The following is an 18,250-nucleotide window of genomic DNA, read 5'->3' on the forward strand; positions in this document are numbered from 1 at the left end:
TGAATGGAGGCATGAGCTCCTCCGAGTCCGAGCCCCCGGCGCGGCCGGCCGACACCCTGCCCGCCGTCGCGCCCCAGCTGCGCGCGCTGCGCCGTCGCGCCTCCCTCACCCTGGAGGCCGCGGCCCGCGCCGCGGGGCTCTCGCCCGCCCACCTCTCCCGGCTGGAGACCGGGCAGCGCCAGCCCTCGCTGCCGATGCTGCTCGCGCTCGCCCGCATCTACGGTACGACGGTCTCCGAACTGCTCGGCGAGACGGTCGCCGACCGGGACGCGATCGTGCGCGCCGGGGACATGGAACCCACCCGGGCCGGCGGCTGGACGTACTGGCAGGCCGGCGCTTCCGGCCGCGGGATGCAGTCCCTGCGGGTCCGCGTCCCGTACGGCTCCCAGGGCGACATCGTCCGCGTCCACCCCGGCGAGGAGTGGCTGTACGTCCTCAGGGGGCGGCTGCGGCTGCGCCTGGGGGACACCGCCTACCTGCTCGCGCCCGGGGACAGCGCGCACTTCGACTCGCTGACCCCGCACCGGATCGCCGCCGAGGACCCGGACGGGCTCGAACTGCTTTTCGTCCACACCCTGTTGCAGAGTCCCACGGCCGCGCTGTGCCTGGGCCCCCTCACCGGAGACATGCCATGACCGACATGGAAGAGAAGTTCCCGCGCGCGCTGTGGGTCCGGCTGATCATCTACATCGCCGTCGGACACGTCTTCGCCGCGTTCATCTGGCTGTTGTTCGAGGTCGGCGCGAAGCAGTAGCCGGCCGGTCAGTCCAGCAGGCGTGCGCGCAGCCGCTCGCGGGTCGCCGGGGCGAGCCCGAGACCTTGCTCCAGATAGGCGTCCACACCGCCCCAGGTCTCCTCCACGGTCTCCAGGGCGGCCGTCAGGTACTCGGCGCGCGCGTCGAACAGCGGGCTGAGCAGCTCCATGACCTCGGGGGAGTACGCCGAGGCCGAGGCGCCGCTGCGGCGCACCTTGTAGCGGCGGTGCTTGGCGTTGGACTCCAGGTAGTCCGCGACGATCGCGTCCCGCTCCACGCCGAGCGCGAGCAGGGTCACCGCGATCGACAGCCCCGCGCGGTCCTTGCCCGCGGCGCAGTGCATCAGCGCTGGGACGCTGTCCTCGGCGAGGGCGTGCAGCACCCGCGCGTGCTCGCCGGTGCGCTCCTTGACGATGGTGCGGTACGAGGCGATCATCCGGTCCGCGCCCTTGCCGTCGGCCAGGATCGCCCGCAACTGGTCCAGGTCGCCGTCGCGGACCATCTTCCAGAACTCCGCGCCGTCCGCCGGGTCGCTCAGCGGCAGGTTGACGTTGCGCACACCGGGCAGCTCGACGTCCGGGCCCTCCAGCCTGCGGTCGGCCGCGTTGCGGAAGTCGAAGATGGTGTGCAGTCCCAGCGAGGCGAGGAAGACCGCGTCCTCGGCGGTGGCGTGCGCGAGGTGGCCGCTGCGGAACAGCACTCCGTGCCGCACCCGCCGTCCGTCCACGGTGGGCAGCCCGCCCACATCGCGGAAGTTGCGCACTCCGGCCAGCTCCGGCTCGGTCGACGGGACCTGCTGCGTCACGGGGACTCCTCGCTTTCGGCCCCGCTCCACGGCTCGTCGGCGGGCGCGTTACGACGATACGACATGGATTCCTGGGGCAACGAGGCGTCCGCGACCAGCGGCCCCACCTGCACAGTCGCCACCGGGAGAGGGGCGTATTCCCGGATGATCCAGGAAATCGGAGTGGCTTATCTCACCGAGCGTCAACCCCTGCCTACGGTCGCGTAAGTCACACTCGAAGGTGAATCATGGTCCGACGTGGCAGACGATTCGAAGAGTGACAGCAGCGCAGTGATCGGGTCGTACGTGGCGGTGGGGGACAGCTTCACCGAGGGCGTCGGCGACCCCGGCCCCGACGGGGCCTTCGTCGGCTGGGCCGACCGGTTCGCCGTACTGCTCGCGGACCGGCGCCCCGAGGGCGACTTCCGGTACACCAACCTGGCCGTACGGGGGAAACTGCTCGACCAGATCGTGGCGGACCAGGTGCCGCGGGCCGTGGAGCTCGCCCCCGACCTGGTCACCTTCTGCGCGGGCGGCAACGACATCATCCGGCCCGGCACCGACCCGGACGACGTGGCCGAGCGGTTCGAGCGGGCGGTGGCCCAGCTCACCGCGGTGTCCGGCACCGTCATGGTGACCACCGGCTTCGACACCCGCGGGGTGCCCCTGCTCAAGCACCTGCGCGGCAAGATCGCGACCTACAACGGACATGTGCGGGCCGTCGCCGACCGCTACGGCTGCCCGGTGCTCGACCTGTGGTCGCTGCGCGCCGTCCAGGACCGGCGCGCCTGGGACCACGACCGCCTGCACCTGTCGCCCGAAGGGCACACCCGGGTCGCGCTGCGCGCCGGACAGGCCCTCGGGCTGGAGATACCGGCCGACCCGGAGCAGTCCTGGCCGCCGCTGCCGCCCCGCGGCACCCTGGAGGTGCGCCGCGACGACGTCCACTGGGCGCGCGAGTTCCTGGTGCCGTGGATCGGGCGCCGGCTGCGCGGCGAGTCCTCGGGCGACCATGTGACGGCGAAGGGCGCGCTGTCGCCGGACGACATCAAGTCACGTATCCGAGCGGTTGCCTGACGCGGTGTCAGCTACGGCGGGCCGGGGGGCGCGGGACCGGGACGGCCGGTCCCGCGCCCCCCGGCCCGCCGTCGTCACCGCGCCGCGGTCAACGCCTCGCGTCCCAGGTGCAGTTCGCGCAGCAGTGCGTCGTCCACCCACTCCTGGGCGCGGGCCCGGGCGACCGTGCCGCCGTACGAGGTCAGCTGGACGGCGAGCCCGTCCAGCAGGGCGGTCAGCCGCAGGGCGGCGCCGGCCGGGTCCGGGCAGCGGAACTCGCCCGCCGCCACCCCCTCGGCCAGGACCTCGGTGAGGGCCGCCTTCCACTCCCGGTCGAGATCCCGGGCGACCTCGCGCAGCGCGGGCTCGCGCAGCGCCGCCGCCCAGCCCTCGATCCACAGCCGCCAGCCCTTGGCGGTGCCGGTGGGCGCGTACCAGCGCACGGCGGCCCGCAGCCGGCGCAGCGCCGTCGTCCGCCGGGCGAGCAGCTTGCGCAGCCGCGCGAGGTCGTCCTCGGCCGCGTGCGCGAACGCGGCGGCGACCAGCTTCTCCTTGGTGGAGAAGTGGTAGAGGACCAGCGCGTTGCTCACCCCGAGCACCGAGGCCACGTCGGCGATCCGCAGCGCCGCCACACCGCGGGCCTCGATCTGCCCGATGGCGGCCCGCAGCAACTCCTCGCGCCGCTCCGCCACGCTCAACCGCAATCTCGCCACGCCGTCACCCTAACGGGTGTTACCCGTGAGGCAATCTGAATTGCCGCCCCGTGCGGAAGACCCCGTACGGGGGGCGCCGGAGCCGGGTGCGGCGGACCGAACCGGAGGGGCCGTCCGGTTGCCGGAGGCTCCCTTCATAATGGAAAACCTGACCGATCCCACTGGAGGTACCGTGTCCGGCTTCCGTCTCCCCGGCTCCGGGCCGCGCGCACTGCGGCCCGAGGCCTTCGGCGCGGACCCCGACGGAGCGCGCATGGCGCGCATCCGCCGCTCGCCCCACTTCAAGGACGGCGTCTTCCAGAACCCTGGAGGACCCACGCGCATGCGGCCCTCCGGTTCGATGCTCGACTTCGCCAAGCTCTACTTCGACAAGGAGCAGCGCCCCCGCCGCTCTCCCGCGGGCACCGTCCCGGTGCACCCCACCACCTACGCCGACCTGGCCCGGCCGGCGGCCACCGGCCTGCGGCTGACCTGGCTCGGCCACTCCAGCGTGCTCGCGGAGATCGACGGCCGGCGGGTGCTGTTCGACCCGGTGTGGGGCGCGCGCTGCTCCCCGTTCCCGTTCGCCGGCCCGGCCCGCCTGCACCCGGTGCCGCTGCCCCTGGCCGCGCTCGGCCCGGTCGACGTGGTCGTCGTCTCGCACGACCACTACGACCACCTGGACATGCCCACGATCAAGGCGCTGGCCGGCACCGACACCCTCTTCGCCGTACCGCTGGGCGTCGGCGCCCACCTCGAACGCTGGGGCGTCGGCGCCGACCGGCTGCGCGAGCTGGACTGGCACGAGGACACCGAGGTCGGCGGCCTCACCCTGACCGCCACCCCGGCCCGCCACTTCTGCGGCCGCGGCCTGCGCAACACCCAGCACACCCTGTGGGCGTCCTGGGTCGTCGCGGGCGAGGAGCACCGCGTCTACCACAGCGGGGACACCGGCTACTTCGACGGTTTCACCGACATAGGCGCCGCGCACGGCCCGTTCGACGCCACGATGATCCAGATCGGCGCGTACTCCGAGTTCTGGCCCGACATCCACATGACGCCCGAGGAAGGCATGCGCGCCCATCTCGACCTCCAGGGCGGCACACCGCACGGCGTCCTGCTGCCGATCCACTGGGGCACCTTCAACCTGGCCCCGCACCCGTGGGCGGAGCCGGGGGAGTGGACGAAGTACGAGGCCGAGGAGGCCGGCCAGGCGGTGGCGTTCCCGCGGCCGGGCGAGCCGTTCGAACCGGCGCGGAAGCTGCCGGTGGAGCCGTGGTGGCGGGCGGTGTCCGGCCCGATCACGCGCCCCTGGCGGCGCCCCCGGATCACTGAGGGTGTGGCGGCCGGGACGGGCAAGAAGGATCTCGACCTCGCTGGTGAGCGGTGACGCCGGTCGGTGTTCCTCTGGGAAACCGACACCACTCGCGGTGCCCTCGGTGCAACTGGGGAGGCTCGATCGTTGACCCCGGGCAGGGCACGCCACCATCGTCGACATCCGCATCGACCTGGTGAAACCACAACGTTGGGTTGCCCGGCGAAACTCGTTTCGCCGGACCGAGGACCGACGGGGATAAGCCGATCTACACAGCGCGTGGACCGCGACAGCGTCCGACAGGCCCTCAGCGTCGTCCACACCACGGTGGTGAATCTGCAGCGGCCGCAGGGTGCCAGACGGCCGTCCGCATCTCAGCCCTAGAGAAGATCACCTTGGGGGAAGATTCCCGGCATGTAGCCCCTTGCAGGGGACAGATCCCGCCAGTGGAGGTCTCCCTCCTCCACGGGCGCTACTCGCCAGTCGTCCTGCTCGGTCAAGCTGTGGAACGCCTCGTGCAGGAAGTCGGGTAGCACCTCGCTGTCCCGACGGCCCGGGCGACGCCGGTCCTCAGGAACCGTCCAGTCCGCCGCGAAAAGAGTGCCGTCGATGTAGAGCATGCGCTCCTGGTGAGGCCGGTGGCGGGCGAGCAGGCCCAGGATCTCGTCGCGAAGGCCCGCGGTCTCGTTACGTCGAGCCGCCCGTTCCACACGCTGCAGCACCGGCGCCAAGACCCCGAGTGTCACGCCGAGCGCCGGGAAGCCAGCCACGACGTAGTCGCCCAGAATGAGTGGTTCCTGATGGGCGAAGACGTCCAGGAACGGCGCGTAGTAGGCCAGCACATGTCGGTCCGGGTCGACGGGAAGGTCTACGGCGCAAGGGGCGGCCGTGTCTGGGTCGATCGCCGTCAGACGCATGGGGCCATGGGGGGAGGAGAAGTGCACCGCGCTCGCGTACGCGATCTTCGGCACTTGGCCCTTAATGGTCTTGACTGTCCTCTTCTGCTCCTCCATGGCTTCGCGCAGCTTGTTCGTCAGCGGACCGGAGCGGCCCTTGGCTTCCGCGACGACATAACCGCCGACGGTCCGCTCTCCGAAGAAGTCCGCCCGGCTCCGGCCGGAGACGTAGGCGAGATTGTATGCAGAGGCGTAGCGGGCGACATGCATGAAGAACCGGACGGACAACTGCCTCTCGGCAAAAATCTGGCACATGGCCTGCCCCAGGGTGTAGGACAGCACGCCCTTCTCGGAGGGGTCGAGTTCGCGGGCAAGGTCGGTACGTGTGATGCGACGGACCGGATCATCGCTCCAGCTGAGATAGGCGGGCAGGACCGCCACCCTGTGGCACCACTCGTACGCCGACGACCTCCCGTGCTTGGCCTGGTCGTACGGGGCTCTGCCCGTGATGAACAACGCGCGCGCCAAGTCCTGCGGCGAGACTGGCAGATCCTGCTCGACGGGGACGCCGATGCGGACCGGGAAGTGCGTGGCGTTGGTTCGCACGTGCGCAGGGCCATTGAAGAACATCGTCGCCGCTTTCCGGGTTCAGGGCCGTCAGACTCAGTCCGTGAGGATCGTCGTACCGGCATCTCTCTATCACCCCGGTCGGCAGTCGGCCCCCAGCGTTAGCGGAGACGGAAGCGGGAACTCTGGCTCGCGACAAGGCTCCGGCCGCGCTGGGCGACTGTGTCCGCGTGCCGCCTTGAAGGCGACGGGCGAGTCGGGCCGCGTCGGCGGGGGCGGGGGAGCGGTGAGCCCGGCGGGGGGCGATCTGGCTGTCCTGGTCCAGGTGTTCTCGGACATGGCACCCGGGAAACGCGCACGCGTCCTGGATGCGGTCGACGGCCGCCACCGTGAGCGGAAGGCGCCCGTGGGACAGCACCTTGTGCCGTTGCCGACGCGAGGATCCGCGTCAGCGGTCTTGGACATGCACGTCCGGCAGACGCCTGAGGAGGGCGCTGTCTCCTCATGTTCCTCGCAACGCCGATCGAGTCCCAACCGGTAGGCCGCGCCACGAGACGGAACGTCCACCGATCGCGGAGAGCTCCACTACGAGGTTGTCCGCTCCGGTAGCGTTGAGGCAATCCGGCCGGTGGACGCGCGGCTTGGACAATCAGCAGAAGAACCGGCGGCAGGCGCGGCTGGGGAACATCGGCAGAGGAACCAGACGATGGCCACGGTCTACCGCGTGGTTACCAGGAACGACGAAGGCCAGGAGCAGAGCGCTCGGTACTTTGATGTGGACGGTCGGGAGATCGATGATCCCCACCTGTCCAGGGGGCGTATCCCTGCCCCCCGCAACGGCGGCCTGTGGATCCGCCCGTCACTCCGGAGCCGGAGCGGCTATCACTCGTTCCCGGAACCGCCTTGTTCGACCCGGTGTGGTGGGAGGATCTGAGGGGGTGCACGGCTGTGTTCCTGCCGGGCGATTCCTCGCGCTCCGGACGGATCGCTTTCCACGCCCAGGGCGGACGGCTGCCGGCCGGTGCTCCCACCGAAGAGCTCCTGGTGGCCCTGCCGCACGGTCGCGGCGGGCGGCGACGGATCGTTCCCGCGATGGTGTGTCCGCTCGCCGACGTTCTGCCGTTGCTGCTCGACGAGCCGCCGGAGCGGCTTACCTCGACAGGTGCCGCATGGCGCCACGCGGCCCTCTACGCGCTGCACATGGCTGGCCGAGGGCTGTTGCTGCCCGGGCTGAGTGCCGCCGGCTACGACGCCTGGAGGGTGGGACCGTTCTCGCAGGAGGACGCCCGCTGGGTACGGGCATTGGCCGGATCCCTTGATCCCGCAGCGTACGCGACTCCGTTGGAGCAGGCTGGGCGTGGACGTACCCCGCTGCTTCTGCCGCATCCGTACGATCGGCTGCGTCTGTTCCTGGACGCGGTGGCCGACTTGCTACCGCGCACGCCCGCCGCTGCCGCCGCTGCCGGGCAGGCGGCTTTCGCCGGTCGGGACCCCAGGCGTCTGCCGGGGCTGCGGGGCTGGGCCGCCAAGGTCGCCGACGGCCGGGACGCCGGTGTCCAGCTCTCCCTCCGGCTTGAACTGCTGGATACGAAGGAGGGGGACTGCGACAGCGCCGACGACGGCACGGGCGGGGGCGCTGCGGACCGCCTCGGAGCGACGGTGCGGTGTGTGCCCCAGGTGCGCTCGCTGGCGGATCCGTTGCTGCTCGCAGACCTGGCCGAGGTGCGTTGTGGGACCGTGGACGGACTAGGTCCTCACGACCCTGTACGGGTCGATGCGATGCTGCGTGCGGCCGCCGAGGTCTGGCCCGTACTCGCCGGACTGCTGGAACCGGCCGGGCCGGACGCACTGGACATGGACGACGACGCCTTTCTCGCCCTGCTGGACGACGGCATCGATGCTCTGGCACGGGTGGGTGTGGCCGTGCACCTGCCGAAGGACCTGATCCGGGACCTCGTCGTACAGGCAGTCGTCGAGCCCGGCAGCGGTTCGCCGGACGAAGAACCGGAGGGATCGGGCTTCTTCACATCCGACGGGCTGCTCTCCTTCCGCTGGGAGCTGGCGGTGGGCGACCGCACTCTCACCCCTGCGGAGCTCGACCGGCTGGCACAGGCCGGGCGCTCGCTGGTGCGGCTGCGGGACCAGTGGGTCGTCGTCGACGAGGCGCTGGTACGCAAGGCCCGGCTTCGGTCACGCGAACTGGGCGCCCTGGAGGCACTGACGGCCGTCCTCACGGGTGAGGTGGCGGGCGACGACGGAACCGTCGCCCCGGTGCGGCCCAACGGATGGCTTGCCTCCCTTCACGACAAGCTGACCGCACCGGAGCACGCCGCAGATGCCGAGCTGCTGCCTTCCGCCGGACTGGAGGCCACCCTGCGCGGGTACCAGCTGCGTGGCCTGGCCTGGCTGGACCGGCTCACCCGTCTCGGCCTGGGTGCTTGCCTCGCGGACGACATGGGGCTCGGCAAGACCGTCACCGCCATCGCCCTCCACCTGCGCCGACAGGAGGATCCGAGGACAGCCTGCGGCCCCACCCTGGTGGTATGCCCCGCCTCGCTGCTCGGCAATTGGGGGCGGGAGATCGAGAGGTTCGCGTCCGGTACGCCCTGGCGCCGCCATCACGGACCCGCACGGGACCTTGGTGACTTTCCGGCCCGGGGAGATCGTCCTCACCACCTACGGCACACTCCGCCGTGACCTGCCCGACCTCTGCGAGGCCGGACCGTGGGGACTCGTGGTCGCCGACGAGGCGCAGCACGCCAAGAATCCCGCCTCGGTCACCGCCAAGGCCATGCGCACCCTCCCTGCCCAGGCCCGGGTGGCGCTCTCCGGCACACCGGTGGAGAACAACCTCACCGAACTCTGGTCGCTCCTGGACTGGACCACGCCCGGTCTGCTCGGCCCGCTCACCGCCTTCCGGGACCGCTACGGCCGGGCCGCCGAACGCGCCGCCCGCGGCAGCGAGGCTGAGGCTGACGCGGCGGCCGCCGGACGGCTCGGCCGCCTCATCCGCCCCTTCGTCCTGCGCCGCCGCAAGTCCGACCCGGGCATCGCCCCCGAGCTGCCGCCCGAGACCGAGACCGACCACCCAGTCCGGCTTACCCGGGAACAGACGGTGCTGTACGAGGCACAGGTACGGGAGTCGATGGACGAGATCCGCAACGCACAGGGCATCACCCGGCACGCCCTGGTCCTCAAACTCCTCACTGCCCTCAAGCAGATCTGCAACCATCCGGGCCACTATCTGAAGGAGGACACGGCGGCCCGCCTCACCGGACGCAGCGGCAAACTCGAACTCCTCGACGAACTGATCGACGTCCTCCCGGCCGAGAACGCGTCCGTGCTGCTCTTCACCCAGTACACGCGGATGGCGCGGATACTGGAGGCGCATCTGGCCCGGCGCGGTGCGCGGACGCTCATGCTGCACGGCGGGACACCGGTGCACCGCCGCGAGGAGATGGTCGACGCCTTCCAGAGGGGCGAGGTCCCGGTGTTCCTGCTTTCCCTGAAGGTAGCCGGCACCGGCCTCAACCTCACCCGGGCGTCCCATGTCGTCCACTACGACCGCTGGTGGAACCCCGCCGTCGAGGACCAGGCCACCGACCGCGCCTACCGTATCGGCCAGACCCAGCCGGTACAGGTCCACCGGCTGATCACCGAAGGCACCGTCGAGGAACGCATCGCACAGCTCATCTCGTCCAAGCGCGACCTGGCGGACTCGGTCCTCGGGGGAAACCGGGGAGAGGCCGCGATCAGCGACCTGACCGACGACGAACTCGCCGACCTGGTCGCCCTGCACACCACCACCGACCGGAGCAGCCGATGAGCCGCAACGGCACAGGAAAGGGCCCCGTTGATCTGGTCCTTCCGAAGCCTCCGCCGGTACCGGGACAGCGGAAGCTGACGCGGGCCGTGGGGCATCCTGTGGATCGCCGCCCTGGAAAGTCCCCGCAGACGGGACTCCGGGCACGCGGTCAGGCTCGACCGTGCCCGCACCTATGCCCGGCGTGGGGTGGTCGGAGACATCACCGTACGCGCGGGCGAGCTGTCCGCCCGGGTCATCGGTAGTGGCCGCCGCCCGTACAGAGTCACGCTGCGCGTTCCCGAACTGCCCGAGGCGGAGGCGGACCGGCTGCTCGAGGCATGGGCGGACGACGTCGACGCCGCCGCAGAGCTGTCCGGCGGGGAGCTCGGCGAGGCAACCGCACGCATCGCCGTCACCGAAGACATCGCCTTGGTGCCCGGACCCGGCCTCACCGACTACGCCTGCACGTGCCCCGACTGGGGCTTTCCCTGTAAACACGCGGCTGCGGTCTCCTACCAGTACGCCCGGGCCATCGACGCCCGCCCTGACGCCCTCCTGCTGCTCCGTGGCCACCACTTGGACTTCGTGCGTGCGGAAGCAGCGCTCCGGCGCGCCGAACGCGAGGCCGCCGCTGCCGAACAGGCCGCTGAAGAAGCGGAACTGACCAGGGCGGGCGCGGCTCGCGGAGTCCCGGCCGGCGAGGCGTTCGCGCGGGCTGGGCATGAAGGCGGACTGCCTCCCCTGCCGGAGCTTCCCGCCCCGGCGACCGGGCCCGTCACCGTCGGACCGTTCCCGGATCCGGGCCACGAGGACAGCCTTGTCGCTCCCGACCGGCTGCGCACGCTGGCCGACGACGCCGCCCACCGTGCCGCCGACGCCTACAGCCACGCGGTCGCCACCGGAGGCGTCCCCGCCGCCCGGCTGTGGCTCGACACCGACCCCTGGCTGGACACCGTCCGGCGCGCGGCACGAGCGGACGGCGATCCCCGCGTCGTCGGCCGCCTGCTGAACAGTTCGGACCAGGCGCGTGCCCGGCTCGAGAGGGCAAGCGCGGCGTGGAAGCACGGGGGCCGACCCGCACTGGCCGTCCTGGACGGAGGCCAGGTGCCACCGCGTGCCGCGGAGCGCGTGGCACGCGAACAACTCCTGACCCGGCCGCTTCCCGGACTGCCCGGCCCCCCTCTGCTGCGCCACACCGGTGGCCGCCTTCAACTGGTCGGTCACGATGCCGAATTGCGGTACGGACCGGACGGTCACTGGTACCCGTTCCGCAAACAGTCCGGCCAGTGGTGGCCGGCCGGACCTCCCTCCCAGGACGCCGTCGAGGCTGTACGGTCAGCCCTGCCGGGGAACTGACGGTACTTCTGCTACGGTCCCGGGCCGAAGCTCGGCGTACCTGGCCGTCATGGTGTCGGGACGTAGAACCAGGACCCGGCATGGTCGCTCACCTGTCGGACAAGGCCGTCCCTCTTCATGGCCGCGAGCGTGCCTCGCCTACCAGGTGCCGGAGGAGCCCGGCAGTCCGTGTGGCCGCACGTTCGAGGACGCCTTCGCGCTGGCCAACCGGGCCCTGTTCGGTATCCCCACAGGTTCCGCTCCGGCCGAGGAACTGGAGCAACAGGCCCGTAGCAGCGTGGAGGAAGACGTCACGCGCACGGTCCTGACGGCTCTCCGGGAAGGCCGTCACTTCAAGGTGGAGGCCGGTGCCGGTGCGGGCAAGACCAGCTCACTGATCGAGACGTTCCAGAGCATCCTGGCCGACCGCCCCCGCTACCTCCCCCGGCCCCACCAGCGCATCTTGTGGCCCCACGCCCATATGACGTCCGAGCAGGGCGTGCGCGCCCATCTCGATCCTCAGGGCGGCGCACCGCACGGCGTGCTGCTGCCGATCCACTGGGGCGCCTCCGACCTGGCCCGCACCCGTGAGGGCGCGCAGACGCTCAGCCGCGAGTGGCCGGTGCCGGAGCTGGCGTTGCGGACGGCGAGGGGTCTCGACCTGGTCGCCAAGGACTGAGCACGGCGGCCGGCGGGCGTGCGCCCGGTGGGCGTCAGCCGTCGTGGACGACCGTGATCAGGCGTTCGGGGCGCGGGTTCTCCAGTTCCTCCAGGACGGCGGTGGCCAGGTCCTCGGCGCTGATCCACGAGCGGCCGTCGGCCGTGGTGAGCAGGGTGTCGGCGCCGCGCCGGTAGCGGCCGGTGCGCTTGCCGGGTGCGAGCAGGGCCGGCGGGCACAGGTAGACCCAGTCGGCGTACGGGTGGTCTCGGCAGGTCTGCAGCTGGGCGATACCGGCGAGCGCGAAGGGCCGTACCGCGGCGGGCACGTACGCGGGGTCGTCGGCGACCAGCCGTCCGGGTACGCGCGGGCGGCTGGGGATTCTGAAGGAGACCGATCCTGATCACGTCCCTGCCCGCTGGCACACTCACCGAGTGCGACCGGGCCGCCGACAGCCGGGCCGACCTCTCCCGGAAGCACTCGGCTCGCGCTCGTGCCGGGACGGGACCACGCTTCGTCCCGTACGTGTCGGTCGGCTCCGCGTCGTGACGCTTTTCGCGAGAAGCGAGCGGTCCCGGGAAGCGCATGAGTAGCAGTACTCAACTCCTCTGGCCGCCTGGGTGGGTGGGCGCGCACATGTCTGGTCACGTGGGCGGGTGGGGGCGCGTGCGGTGGGGTCGCTAGGGTACGTGCCGAGCGACGTGAACAGGGTGATTCCCATCGCCAGCGTCGTCGCGTCCGCGTCTGCTCGACGAGGACTCACTGAATACGGGGAGACGATCACGCGTGGCGTGGGATGAGTGGGAGCAACTCAAGAGCGCGGCGACGGACCGGCATGCCGCCCGGATGCAACTGAACCACATACCGTCCGACCCGGGCGGTAGTGGCACGCTCGTGTCGAACAAGCCGGCCTGGTCCGAGGCGGGGCAGAGCGTCGGTTCGCTCCGCGAGGACCTGACCAAGGCGCTGGGGAAGCTGGCGGACGGTCAGCGGGGCCTCGGAGAGCAAGCCGATTGTCTGACCGCCGGGGCGCAAAGAGATGTCCACGACTCGTGGGAGCGGTACGTCAAGAGCGTGAGCGGGCGCTGCGGCAAGCTGTCCGATCTCCTGGAGAAGGCGGGCAGCGACCAGCTGAAGACCGATGAGGCGGTCAAGGCCGAGATCGGCAACCTCAAGGTGGAGTACTCGGACACTCCGGCCCTCGGCGGCCAGGACAAGGGGCGGTAACCAGAAGTCATGGACCTTGCGACCCTCAAAGCACTCAAGCCGGCCGAGTTCCTGGAGGCGGCCGACGGCTACCGCAGCACCGGCGACGTGGCCGGCGCGGCCAGGGACCGCATCGAGAACCAGATCGCTGTGGCCATGCGGAACTCCCTCCAGGGCGAGGCCGCGACCGCGGCGATCGGTCAGCTGTCGGAGCTGGGCAAGAACTTCCACTACGTCCAGGTCGAGTGCGGCCTCGTCACCGCGGCCCTGGAAGCTTTCTCGTACGAGGTCGGAGCGGCGAAGAGGAAGCTCGAAGCGGCCCTCGACGGTGCGCGGGCCACGAAGCTGACCGTGAACGCCGACGGCTCGATCACCTATCCGCCGAGTGGTGAGAAGGGCGAGGACGGCAAGGTTCCCGAGGGCGGCACGGTGAGCGGCCTGACTGATGGCACTGCCGCCGCAGTGGGCCGTCAGGCGGCCAACGTCGACCCGAACCCCAATCACCGCCTCGCGCAGGATTACGCGGACCAGATCGCGGGAGCCCTCAGGGAGGCGACCGAGGCCGACGAGAAGTGGGCGCCGAAGCTGCGGGCGTTGAAGGCGGACGACGACCTGACCGTCTCCGACAAGGACTGGGCCGACGCCGACTCGGACTCGAGGGGCGTGAGCGAAGCGGGCAAGAAGTACCTCGACTCGCTGCCGCAGCCTCCCAAGGACGGCAGCCCGAAGGCCAACGCGGAGTGGTGGCAGGGGCTCACCGCGGAGGAACGGGCCGCTTGGACTTCGATGCGGCCGGACGCCGTGGGCGCGCTCGACGGGCTGCCCGCCACGGTTCGGGACGAGGCGAACCGGACGGTCCTCGCCGAGGCACACGGTGTCGCACAAGGTCAGTACGACGCCTGGCTGAAGAAGCACCCGGAGCCCGAGCGGTTCCAGACCTACATCGACCCCTACACCGGGACGGTGATGAAGGGCGTCAACGTCGAAACCCAGGCGTGGAAGGACTGGGAGAAGGCGCGGGAAAGCGCTCACACATCACTCGACGGCATGAACGCGATCCAGACCCGCTTCGATGAGACCGGTACCAATGGCCTGCCCGAGGCGTACTTGCTCGGTTTCAGCACCGAAGGGGACGGTCGTGCCATCATCGCCAACGGGAATCCGGACACGGCGGACCACCAAGCCGTCTACGTTCCCGGAACGACGTCGGAGCTGGGAAACATCGACGGGAACATCAACCGGATGGTCAAGGTCTGGCACACGGCCCATGACGAAGCCGACGGGAAATCCGTCTCCACCATCACCTGGCTCGGCTATGACGCACCGGACAGCGTCGTCAAGGATGCGCCGTTCGCGCACTACGCGTACGACGGCGCGCCGGCGTTCAACCGGTTCCTCGATGGGCTGGACGCATCGCATTCCGGCGCTTCGGAACCGCACCGCACGGTGATCGCTCACTCGTACGGATCAACCCTCGTCGGCGCCGCAGCCGAGACGGGAAACGTCAACGCGGACGATATCGTCTTCGCGGGCAGCCCCGGCGTCAGGGTGTCCGGTGCCGACGAGCTGGACGTCCCGGAAGGGCACGTGTGGAACGAGGAGGCCGATGGAGACCCGGTTCCGGACATCGGCCGCTGGGGGCACGGAGGGGACGGCTTCATCATTCCCAGCGATCCGGAGTTCGGGGCCAACCAGATGACCACGGACACGGAAGGGCACAGCGGCTACTGGGACGAGCACTCCAAGAGCCTGCGGAATCAGGCCCTGGTCGTAGTCGGGAAGGGCGATGACGTGGCGCTGAAGCCGCCGCCCGACCCGTGGGCGCACGTGAAGTAGGAGCGATGTCCGGGGCACTGCCGTGATGACCGGCCCGAAGAAGTAAGGCTTGCCGACGTGAAGACCAAGCTGAGCGCCTCCGCGCTCGCCGTACCCCTCGCACTGATCACACTCTCGGGATGCAGCATGACTGACGACTCGGGCGCCGACGAAACCTCCTCGGTCGGTACGAGCACTTCGAAGGACGCCTCCGACGCGATGCAGAAGGTGTCCAGCGGCATCTACGACCTGATCGGGATCAAGGGCAAGGCGTCCGACAGCCGTCCGGGAGTCATGGACTGCCCGGGCAAGGACACGAAGACGTACTTTCGCATCTTCCACCCGTGGAGCTTTTACCCGGCCTCGGCAAGCGACCTCGACGAGGCGATGACGCGCCTCAAGACGGAGTTGCCGAAGCACGGCTGGAAGATCACCGAATACGGGCCCGACACCAGCAAGAACAAGAACATCAATCTGACCGCGGACAACGACGGGAAGAAGGTCGGCGTCAATATCGTCCAGATGGCGAAGAACGACCCGCCGAAGCTGAGTCTCACCGTGGTGTCGGGCTGCTACAAGGTCCCGGACGGCGAGACGGTCGAGCGCTTCTGAGCCGAGTGCTTCTGAGAGGTCCCGGGCCGGGCGGGCGTCAGCCGTCGTGGACGACCGTGATGAGGCGTTCGGGGCCCGGGTCCTCCAGTTCGTCCAGGACGGCCGTGGCCAGGTCCTCGGCGCTGATCCACGAGCGGCCGTCGGGCGCGGTGAGCAGGGTGTCGGCGCCGCGCCGGTAGCGGCCGGTGCGCTCACCGGGGGCGAGCAGGGCCGGCGGGCAGAGGTAGACCCAGTCTGTGTACGGGTGGTCCTGGCAGGCCCGCAGCTGGGCGATCCCGGCGAGCGCGACAGGGCGTATCGCGGCGGGCACGTAGGCGGGGTCGTCGGCGACCAGCCGTCCGGGTGCGCCAGGGCTGCGCAGCGCCCCGGCCCCGCCGACCACCAGGACGCGCACCCCGAGCCGTGCGGCGGCGTCCAGCACCGTACGGGTCGCCCCGACCAGGAAGTCCTGGTCGACCGGCTCCGTCCGGACGGTCAGCACCACGGCGTCCGCCGGGCCGTGCGCGGCCGGGCCCGCCAGCGCCCGGCGCACGGCCGGCGGGTCGGTCGCGTCGACCGCGAGCGGCGTCACGGCCGGGCGGCCGTCCGCCGGCCTGCGGGACAGGGCGAGCACTCGATGCCCGCGCGCCGCGGCCTCCGTGATCACCCGGCTGCCGACCATGCCGGTGGCGCCGAGCACGGCGAGGGTCAGGGGCCGGCGGGTCATGTCCGTCGTCATCGCGGGTGTCCTTCGTGCAGTGCTTCTCGGGATGTCCCGCCGGGTGTCGCGCGGGGTGTCGCGGGGGGTGCTTCTCGGGGTGTCGCGCGGGGTGCCGCGGCCGTCCGCGGGTGCGGCGCCGGGGGCCGGCGGCCGGGCCGGGCGGGGGGTGTCAGCTGCGCGGCGAGCAGCGCGGCCAGGGCGAGGACGAAGCCGAAGGTCTGCGTCAGGCTCAGCGACTCGCCCAGCGCGACGCCCACGACCGCCGCGACCAGCGGGGACAGCAGCACCAGCGGGGCGGACGCGCCGACCGGCAGCTTCCCGATCCCGCGGAACCACACCGTGTACGCGATCAGGCCGCCCATGCTGCCGAGCCACAGGTAGCCGCCCGCCGCCGCGCCGTCGATCCGCTGCGGCACCCCCTCGACCGTGAGGGTGAGCGGGAGCAACATCAGTCCGCCCGACGTCAGTTGCCAGCCGGCCAGGGCCATCGGACCGACGCCCTCGGGACGGCCCCAGCGTTTGGTGAGGACGACCCCGGCGGCCATGGTGGCCGTTCCGCCGAGTCCGGCGAGCACGCCGGTGACGTCCAGCCGGGCGCCCGGCCCGAGCACGACGAGAGCGACGCCCGCCATGCCCAGCACGCCCCAGGCCAGGCGCCAGAGCGTCGGCCGGTCGTGCAGCACCGCCACGGCCAGCGCGGCGACCAGCAGCGGCTGGGCCGCGCCGAGCGTGGCCGCGACACCGCCGGGGAGCCGTTCGGCCGCGAGGAACAGCAGCGGGAAGAAGGCGCCGATGTTGAGCGCGCCGAGGACGGCGGCCTTCCACCACCACTGGCCGCGCGGCAGCACCCGGGTGATCGCCAGCGCGACCAGCCCGGCGGGCAGGGACCGCGTCAGCGAGGCGAACAGCGGATGGCCGGGCGGCAGCAGCTGGGTGGTCACCGCGTAGGTGGTGCCCCAGGAGGCGGGGGCGAGGGCGGTCAGGGCGACGGTCGCCGCCCGCGACGCGGAGGAGGTCCGCGGCGGACCCGGCGACCGCCGGTTCGAGGTGTGCATGCTCCGCAGTCTCAGCCCGGCCCGGCCATGAATCCAAAGCATGCTTTTCATGACAGCGATGAACCCGCACGATGGCCGGATGGACCTCCAGCAGATGCGTTACGTCGTCGCCGTCGCCGAGACCCGCAACTTCACCCGCGCCGCCGAGCGCTGCTCCGTGGTGCAGTCCTCGCTCAGTCACCGGATCGCCGGTCTCGAACGGGAGCTGGGCGTCCGGCTGTTCGCCCGCACCAGCCGCCGGGTCGAGCTGACCGGCGCCGGAGCGGCGTTCCTCGCCGGCGCGCGGGAGTGCCTGGCCGCCGCCGACCGCGCCGCCGCCGACGCGGCCGCCGCAGCGGGCGTGGTGCGCGGCCGGCTCGCGGTCGGCGTGATCGTGACGACGGCCGCCGTCGACGTGCCCGAACTGCTGCGGCGCTACCGCGCCCGGTACCCGGACGTCCGGGTCGTCCTGCGCTCCGACCGCAGCGACCGCCTGGTCGCGGCGATCCGCGACGGCGACCTCGACATCGCCTTCCTCGGGCTGCCCGAGGACGAACCCCCGTCCGGCGTGCGCACGCTCGTGCTCGACCGCGACCAGCACGTCCTGGTGGTGCCGGCCGGGCACCGGCTCGCTGGCGCCGGTCCGCTCGCGCTGCGGGACATCGCCGGGGAGACGTTCGTGGACTTCGTGGGCGGCACGCCCGCCCGCGCCCAGTCCGACCGGGCGTTCGCCGCCGCGGGTCTGGCGCGGGACGTCGCCTACGAGGCGGGCATCGTCGAGCTGATGACCGGGCTGGTGGCGCGCGGGCTCGGCGTCGCGCTGCTGCCGTCGGCGTTCGTCCGGCCGCTGGCCGAGGCCGCTCCGGCACTGGCGCTGGTCCCGGTGGTCGACGGGCCGCGGCGGATCGAGTACCTGGCCTGGAGCCGCTTCAACCCGAGCCCGGCCACCCGGGCGCTGCTCGACGTCCTCGGGGTGCGGGAGGAGGCGTAGCGGCCGCGCACGGCCGAGCGGCCCGGAGG

General features: G+C 71.5%; 14 protein-coding genes and 3 pseudogenes. 11 read left to right on the plus strand and 6 right to left on the minus strand.

The window, feature by feature from the left end; translation table 11 throughout:
- The first annotated feature begins 11 nt into the window (after positions 1-11).
- Both ABEB07_RS18935 and ABEB07_RS18940 read left to right on the plus strand, forming a co-directional pair.
- Complete coding sequence (locus tag ABEB07_RS18935; protein WP_176151275.1) at positions 12-635, plus strand: helix-turn-helix domain-containing protein; 624 nt, start codon at positions 12-14, stop codon at positions 633-635.
- Entirely contained in the window at positions 632-754 is a 123-nt protein-coding gene (locus ABEB07_RS18940; protein ID WP_164587927.1) for a DUF6126 family protein, read from the plus strand. Before ABEB07_RS18935 ends, ABEB07_RS18940 begins: the two co-directional genes overlap by 4 nt.
- Before the next feature lie 8 nt (positions 755-762).
- On the opposite strand, the gene ABEB07_RS18945 is transcribed toward ABEB07_RS18940, so the two are convergent.
- On the minus strand, positions 763-1,560 hold the full coding sequence (locus ABEB07_RS18945; RefSeq protein ID WP_345669418.1) for a tyrosine-protein phosphatase: 798 nt from the start codon (positions 1,558-1,560) through the stop codon (positions 763-765).
- 270 nt (positions 1,561-1,830) lie between these two features.
- Between ABEB07_RS18945 and ABEB07_RS18950 the strand changes: the two genes are divergently transcribed.
- Complete coding sequence (locus ABEB07_RS18950) at positions 1,831-2,616, plus strand: SGNH/GDSL hydrolase family protein (RefSeq protein ID WP_176152206.1); 786 nt, start codon at positions 1,831-1,833, stop codon at positions 2,614-2,616.
- A 74-nt stretch (positions 2,617-2,690) separates the two neighbouring features.
- Here ABEB07_RS18950 and ABEB07_RS18955 read toward each other — a convergent pair whose 3' ends face one another.
- Positions 2,691-3,308, minus strand: coding sequence for a TetR family transcriptional regulator C-terminal domain-containing protein (locus ABEB07_RS18955; RefSeq protein WP_345669420.1), 618 nt, complete (start codon positions 3,306-3,308; stop codon positions 2,691-2,693).
- Positions 3,309-3,480: 172 nt separating this feature from the next.
- Here ABEB07_RS18955 and ABEB07_RS18960 point away from each other — a divergent pair, with 172 nt between their 5' ends.
- Complete coding sequence (locus ABEB07_RS18960; protein WP_345669422.1) at positions 3,481-4,677, plus strand: MBL fold metallo-hydrolase; 1,197 nt, start codon at positions 3,481-3,483, stop codon at positions 4,675-4,677.
- A gap of 305 nt (positions 4,678-4,982) precedes the next feature.
- Here ABEB07_RS18960 and ABEB07_RS18965 read toward each other — a convergent pair whose 3' ends face one another.
- Complete coding sequence (locus ABEB07_RS18965; RefSeq protein WP_345669423.1) at positions 4,983-6,128, minus strand: hypothetical protein; 1,146 nt, start codon at positions 6,126-6,128, stop codon at positions 4,983-4,985.
- A gap of 840 nt (positions 6,129-6,968) precedes the next feature.
- On the opposite strand from ABEB07_RS18965, the pseudogene ABEB07_RS18970 reads away from it, so the two are divergent.
- The 3 genes and pseudogenes from ABEB07_RS18970 to ABEB07_RS18980 all read left to right on the plus strand — a co-directional run.
- Positions 6,969-9,891, plus strand: a pseudogene (locus ABEB07_RS18970) (DEAD/DEAH box helicase).
- Positions 9,892-10,077: 186 nt separating this feature from the next.
- A complete protein-coding gene (locus ABEB07_RS18975; RefSeq protein WP_345669425.1) occupies positions 10,078-11,226 on the plus strand; it encodes an SWIM zinc finger family protein in 1,149 nt (382 codons plus the stop codon).
- A gap of 445 nt (positions 11,227-11,671) precedes the next feature.
- Positions 11,672-11,884: pseudogene (locus ABEB07_RS18980) on the plus strand (MBL fold metallo-hydrolase); the annotation flags it as partial.
- A gap of 34 nt (positions 11,885-11,918) precedes the next feature.
- On the opposite strand, the pseudogene ABEB07_RS18985 reads toward ABEB07_RS18980, so the two are convergent.
- Positions 11,919-12,233 (minus strand): annotated as a pseudogene (locus tag ABEB07_RS18985) (NAD(P)-dependent oxidoreductase); the annotation flags it as partial.
- A gap of 416 nt (positions 12,234-12,649) precedes the next feature.
- Between ABEB07_RS18985 and ABEB07_RS18990 the strand changes: the two are divergent.
- From ABEB07_RS18990 to ABEB07_RS19000, 3 genes are read left to right on the plus strand one after another with little or no spacing between them, the layout of a single operon-like run.
- Positions 12,650-13,090, plus strand: coding sequence for a hypothetical protein (locus tag ABEB07_RS18990; protein ID WP_345669426.1), 441 nt, complete (start codon positions 12,650-12,652; stop codon positions 13,088-13,090).
- 9 nt (positions 13,091-13,099) lie between these two features.
- On the plus strand, positions 13,100-14,905 hold the full coding sequence (locus ABEB07_RS18995) for an alpha/beta hydrolase (RefSeq protein ID WP_345669427.1): 1,806 nt from the start codon (positions 13,100-13,102) through the stop codon (positions 14,903-14,905).
- Between the two features lie 57 nt (positions 14,906-14,962).
- Positions 14,963-15,496, plus strand: coding sequence for a hypothetical protein (locus ABEB07_RS19000; protein ID WP_345669428.1), 534 nt, complete (start codon positions 14,963-14,965; stop codon positions 15,494-15,496).
- A 37-nt stretch (positions 15,497-15,533) separates the two neighbouring features.
- Here ABEB07_RS19000 and ABEB07_RS19005 read toward each other — a convergent pair whose 3' ends face one another.
- Both ABEB07_RS19005 and ABEB07_RS19010 read right to left on the minus strand, forming a co-directional pair.
- Entirely contained in the window at positions 15,534-16,214 is a 681-nt protein-coding gene (locus tag ABEB07_RS19005; RefSeq protein WP_345669429.1) for an NAD(P)-dependent oxidoreductase, read from the minus strand.
- The gene (locus ABEB07_RS19010; RefSeq protein ID WP_345669430.1) at positions 16,211-17,251 is read right to left on the minus strand and encodes an EamA family transporter; all 1,041 of its coding nucleotides are present in this window, start codon (positions 17,249-17,251) and stop codon (positions 16,211-16,213) included. The genes ABEB07_RS19005 and ABEB07_RS19010 overlap by 4 nt, the downstream gene beginning before the upstream one ends.
- Positions 17,252-17,330: 79 nt before the next feature.
- Between ABEB07_RS19010 and ABEB07_RS19015 the strand changes: the two genes are divergently transcribed.
- Complete coding sequence (locus tag ABEB07_RS19015; RefSeq protein WP_345669465.1) at positions 17,331-18,221, plus strand: LysR family transcriptional regulator; 891 nt, start codon at positions 17,331-17,333, stop codon at positions 18,219-18,221.
- Positions 18,222-18,250 lie beyond the last annotated feature (29 nt).

It is taken from the genome of Streptomyces similanensis (assembly GCF_039543625.1).
Taxonomy (GTDB): Bacteria; Actinomycetota; Actinomycetes; order Streptomycetales; family Streptomycetaceae; genus Streptomyces; species Streptomyces similanensis.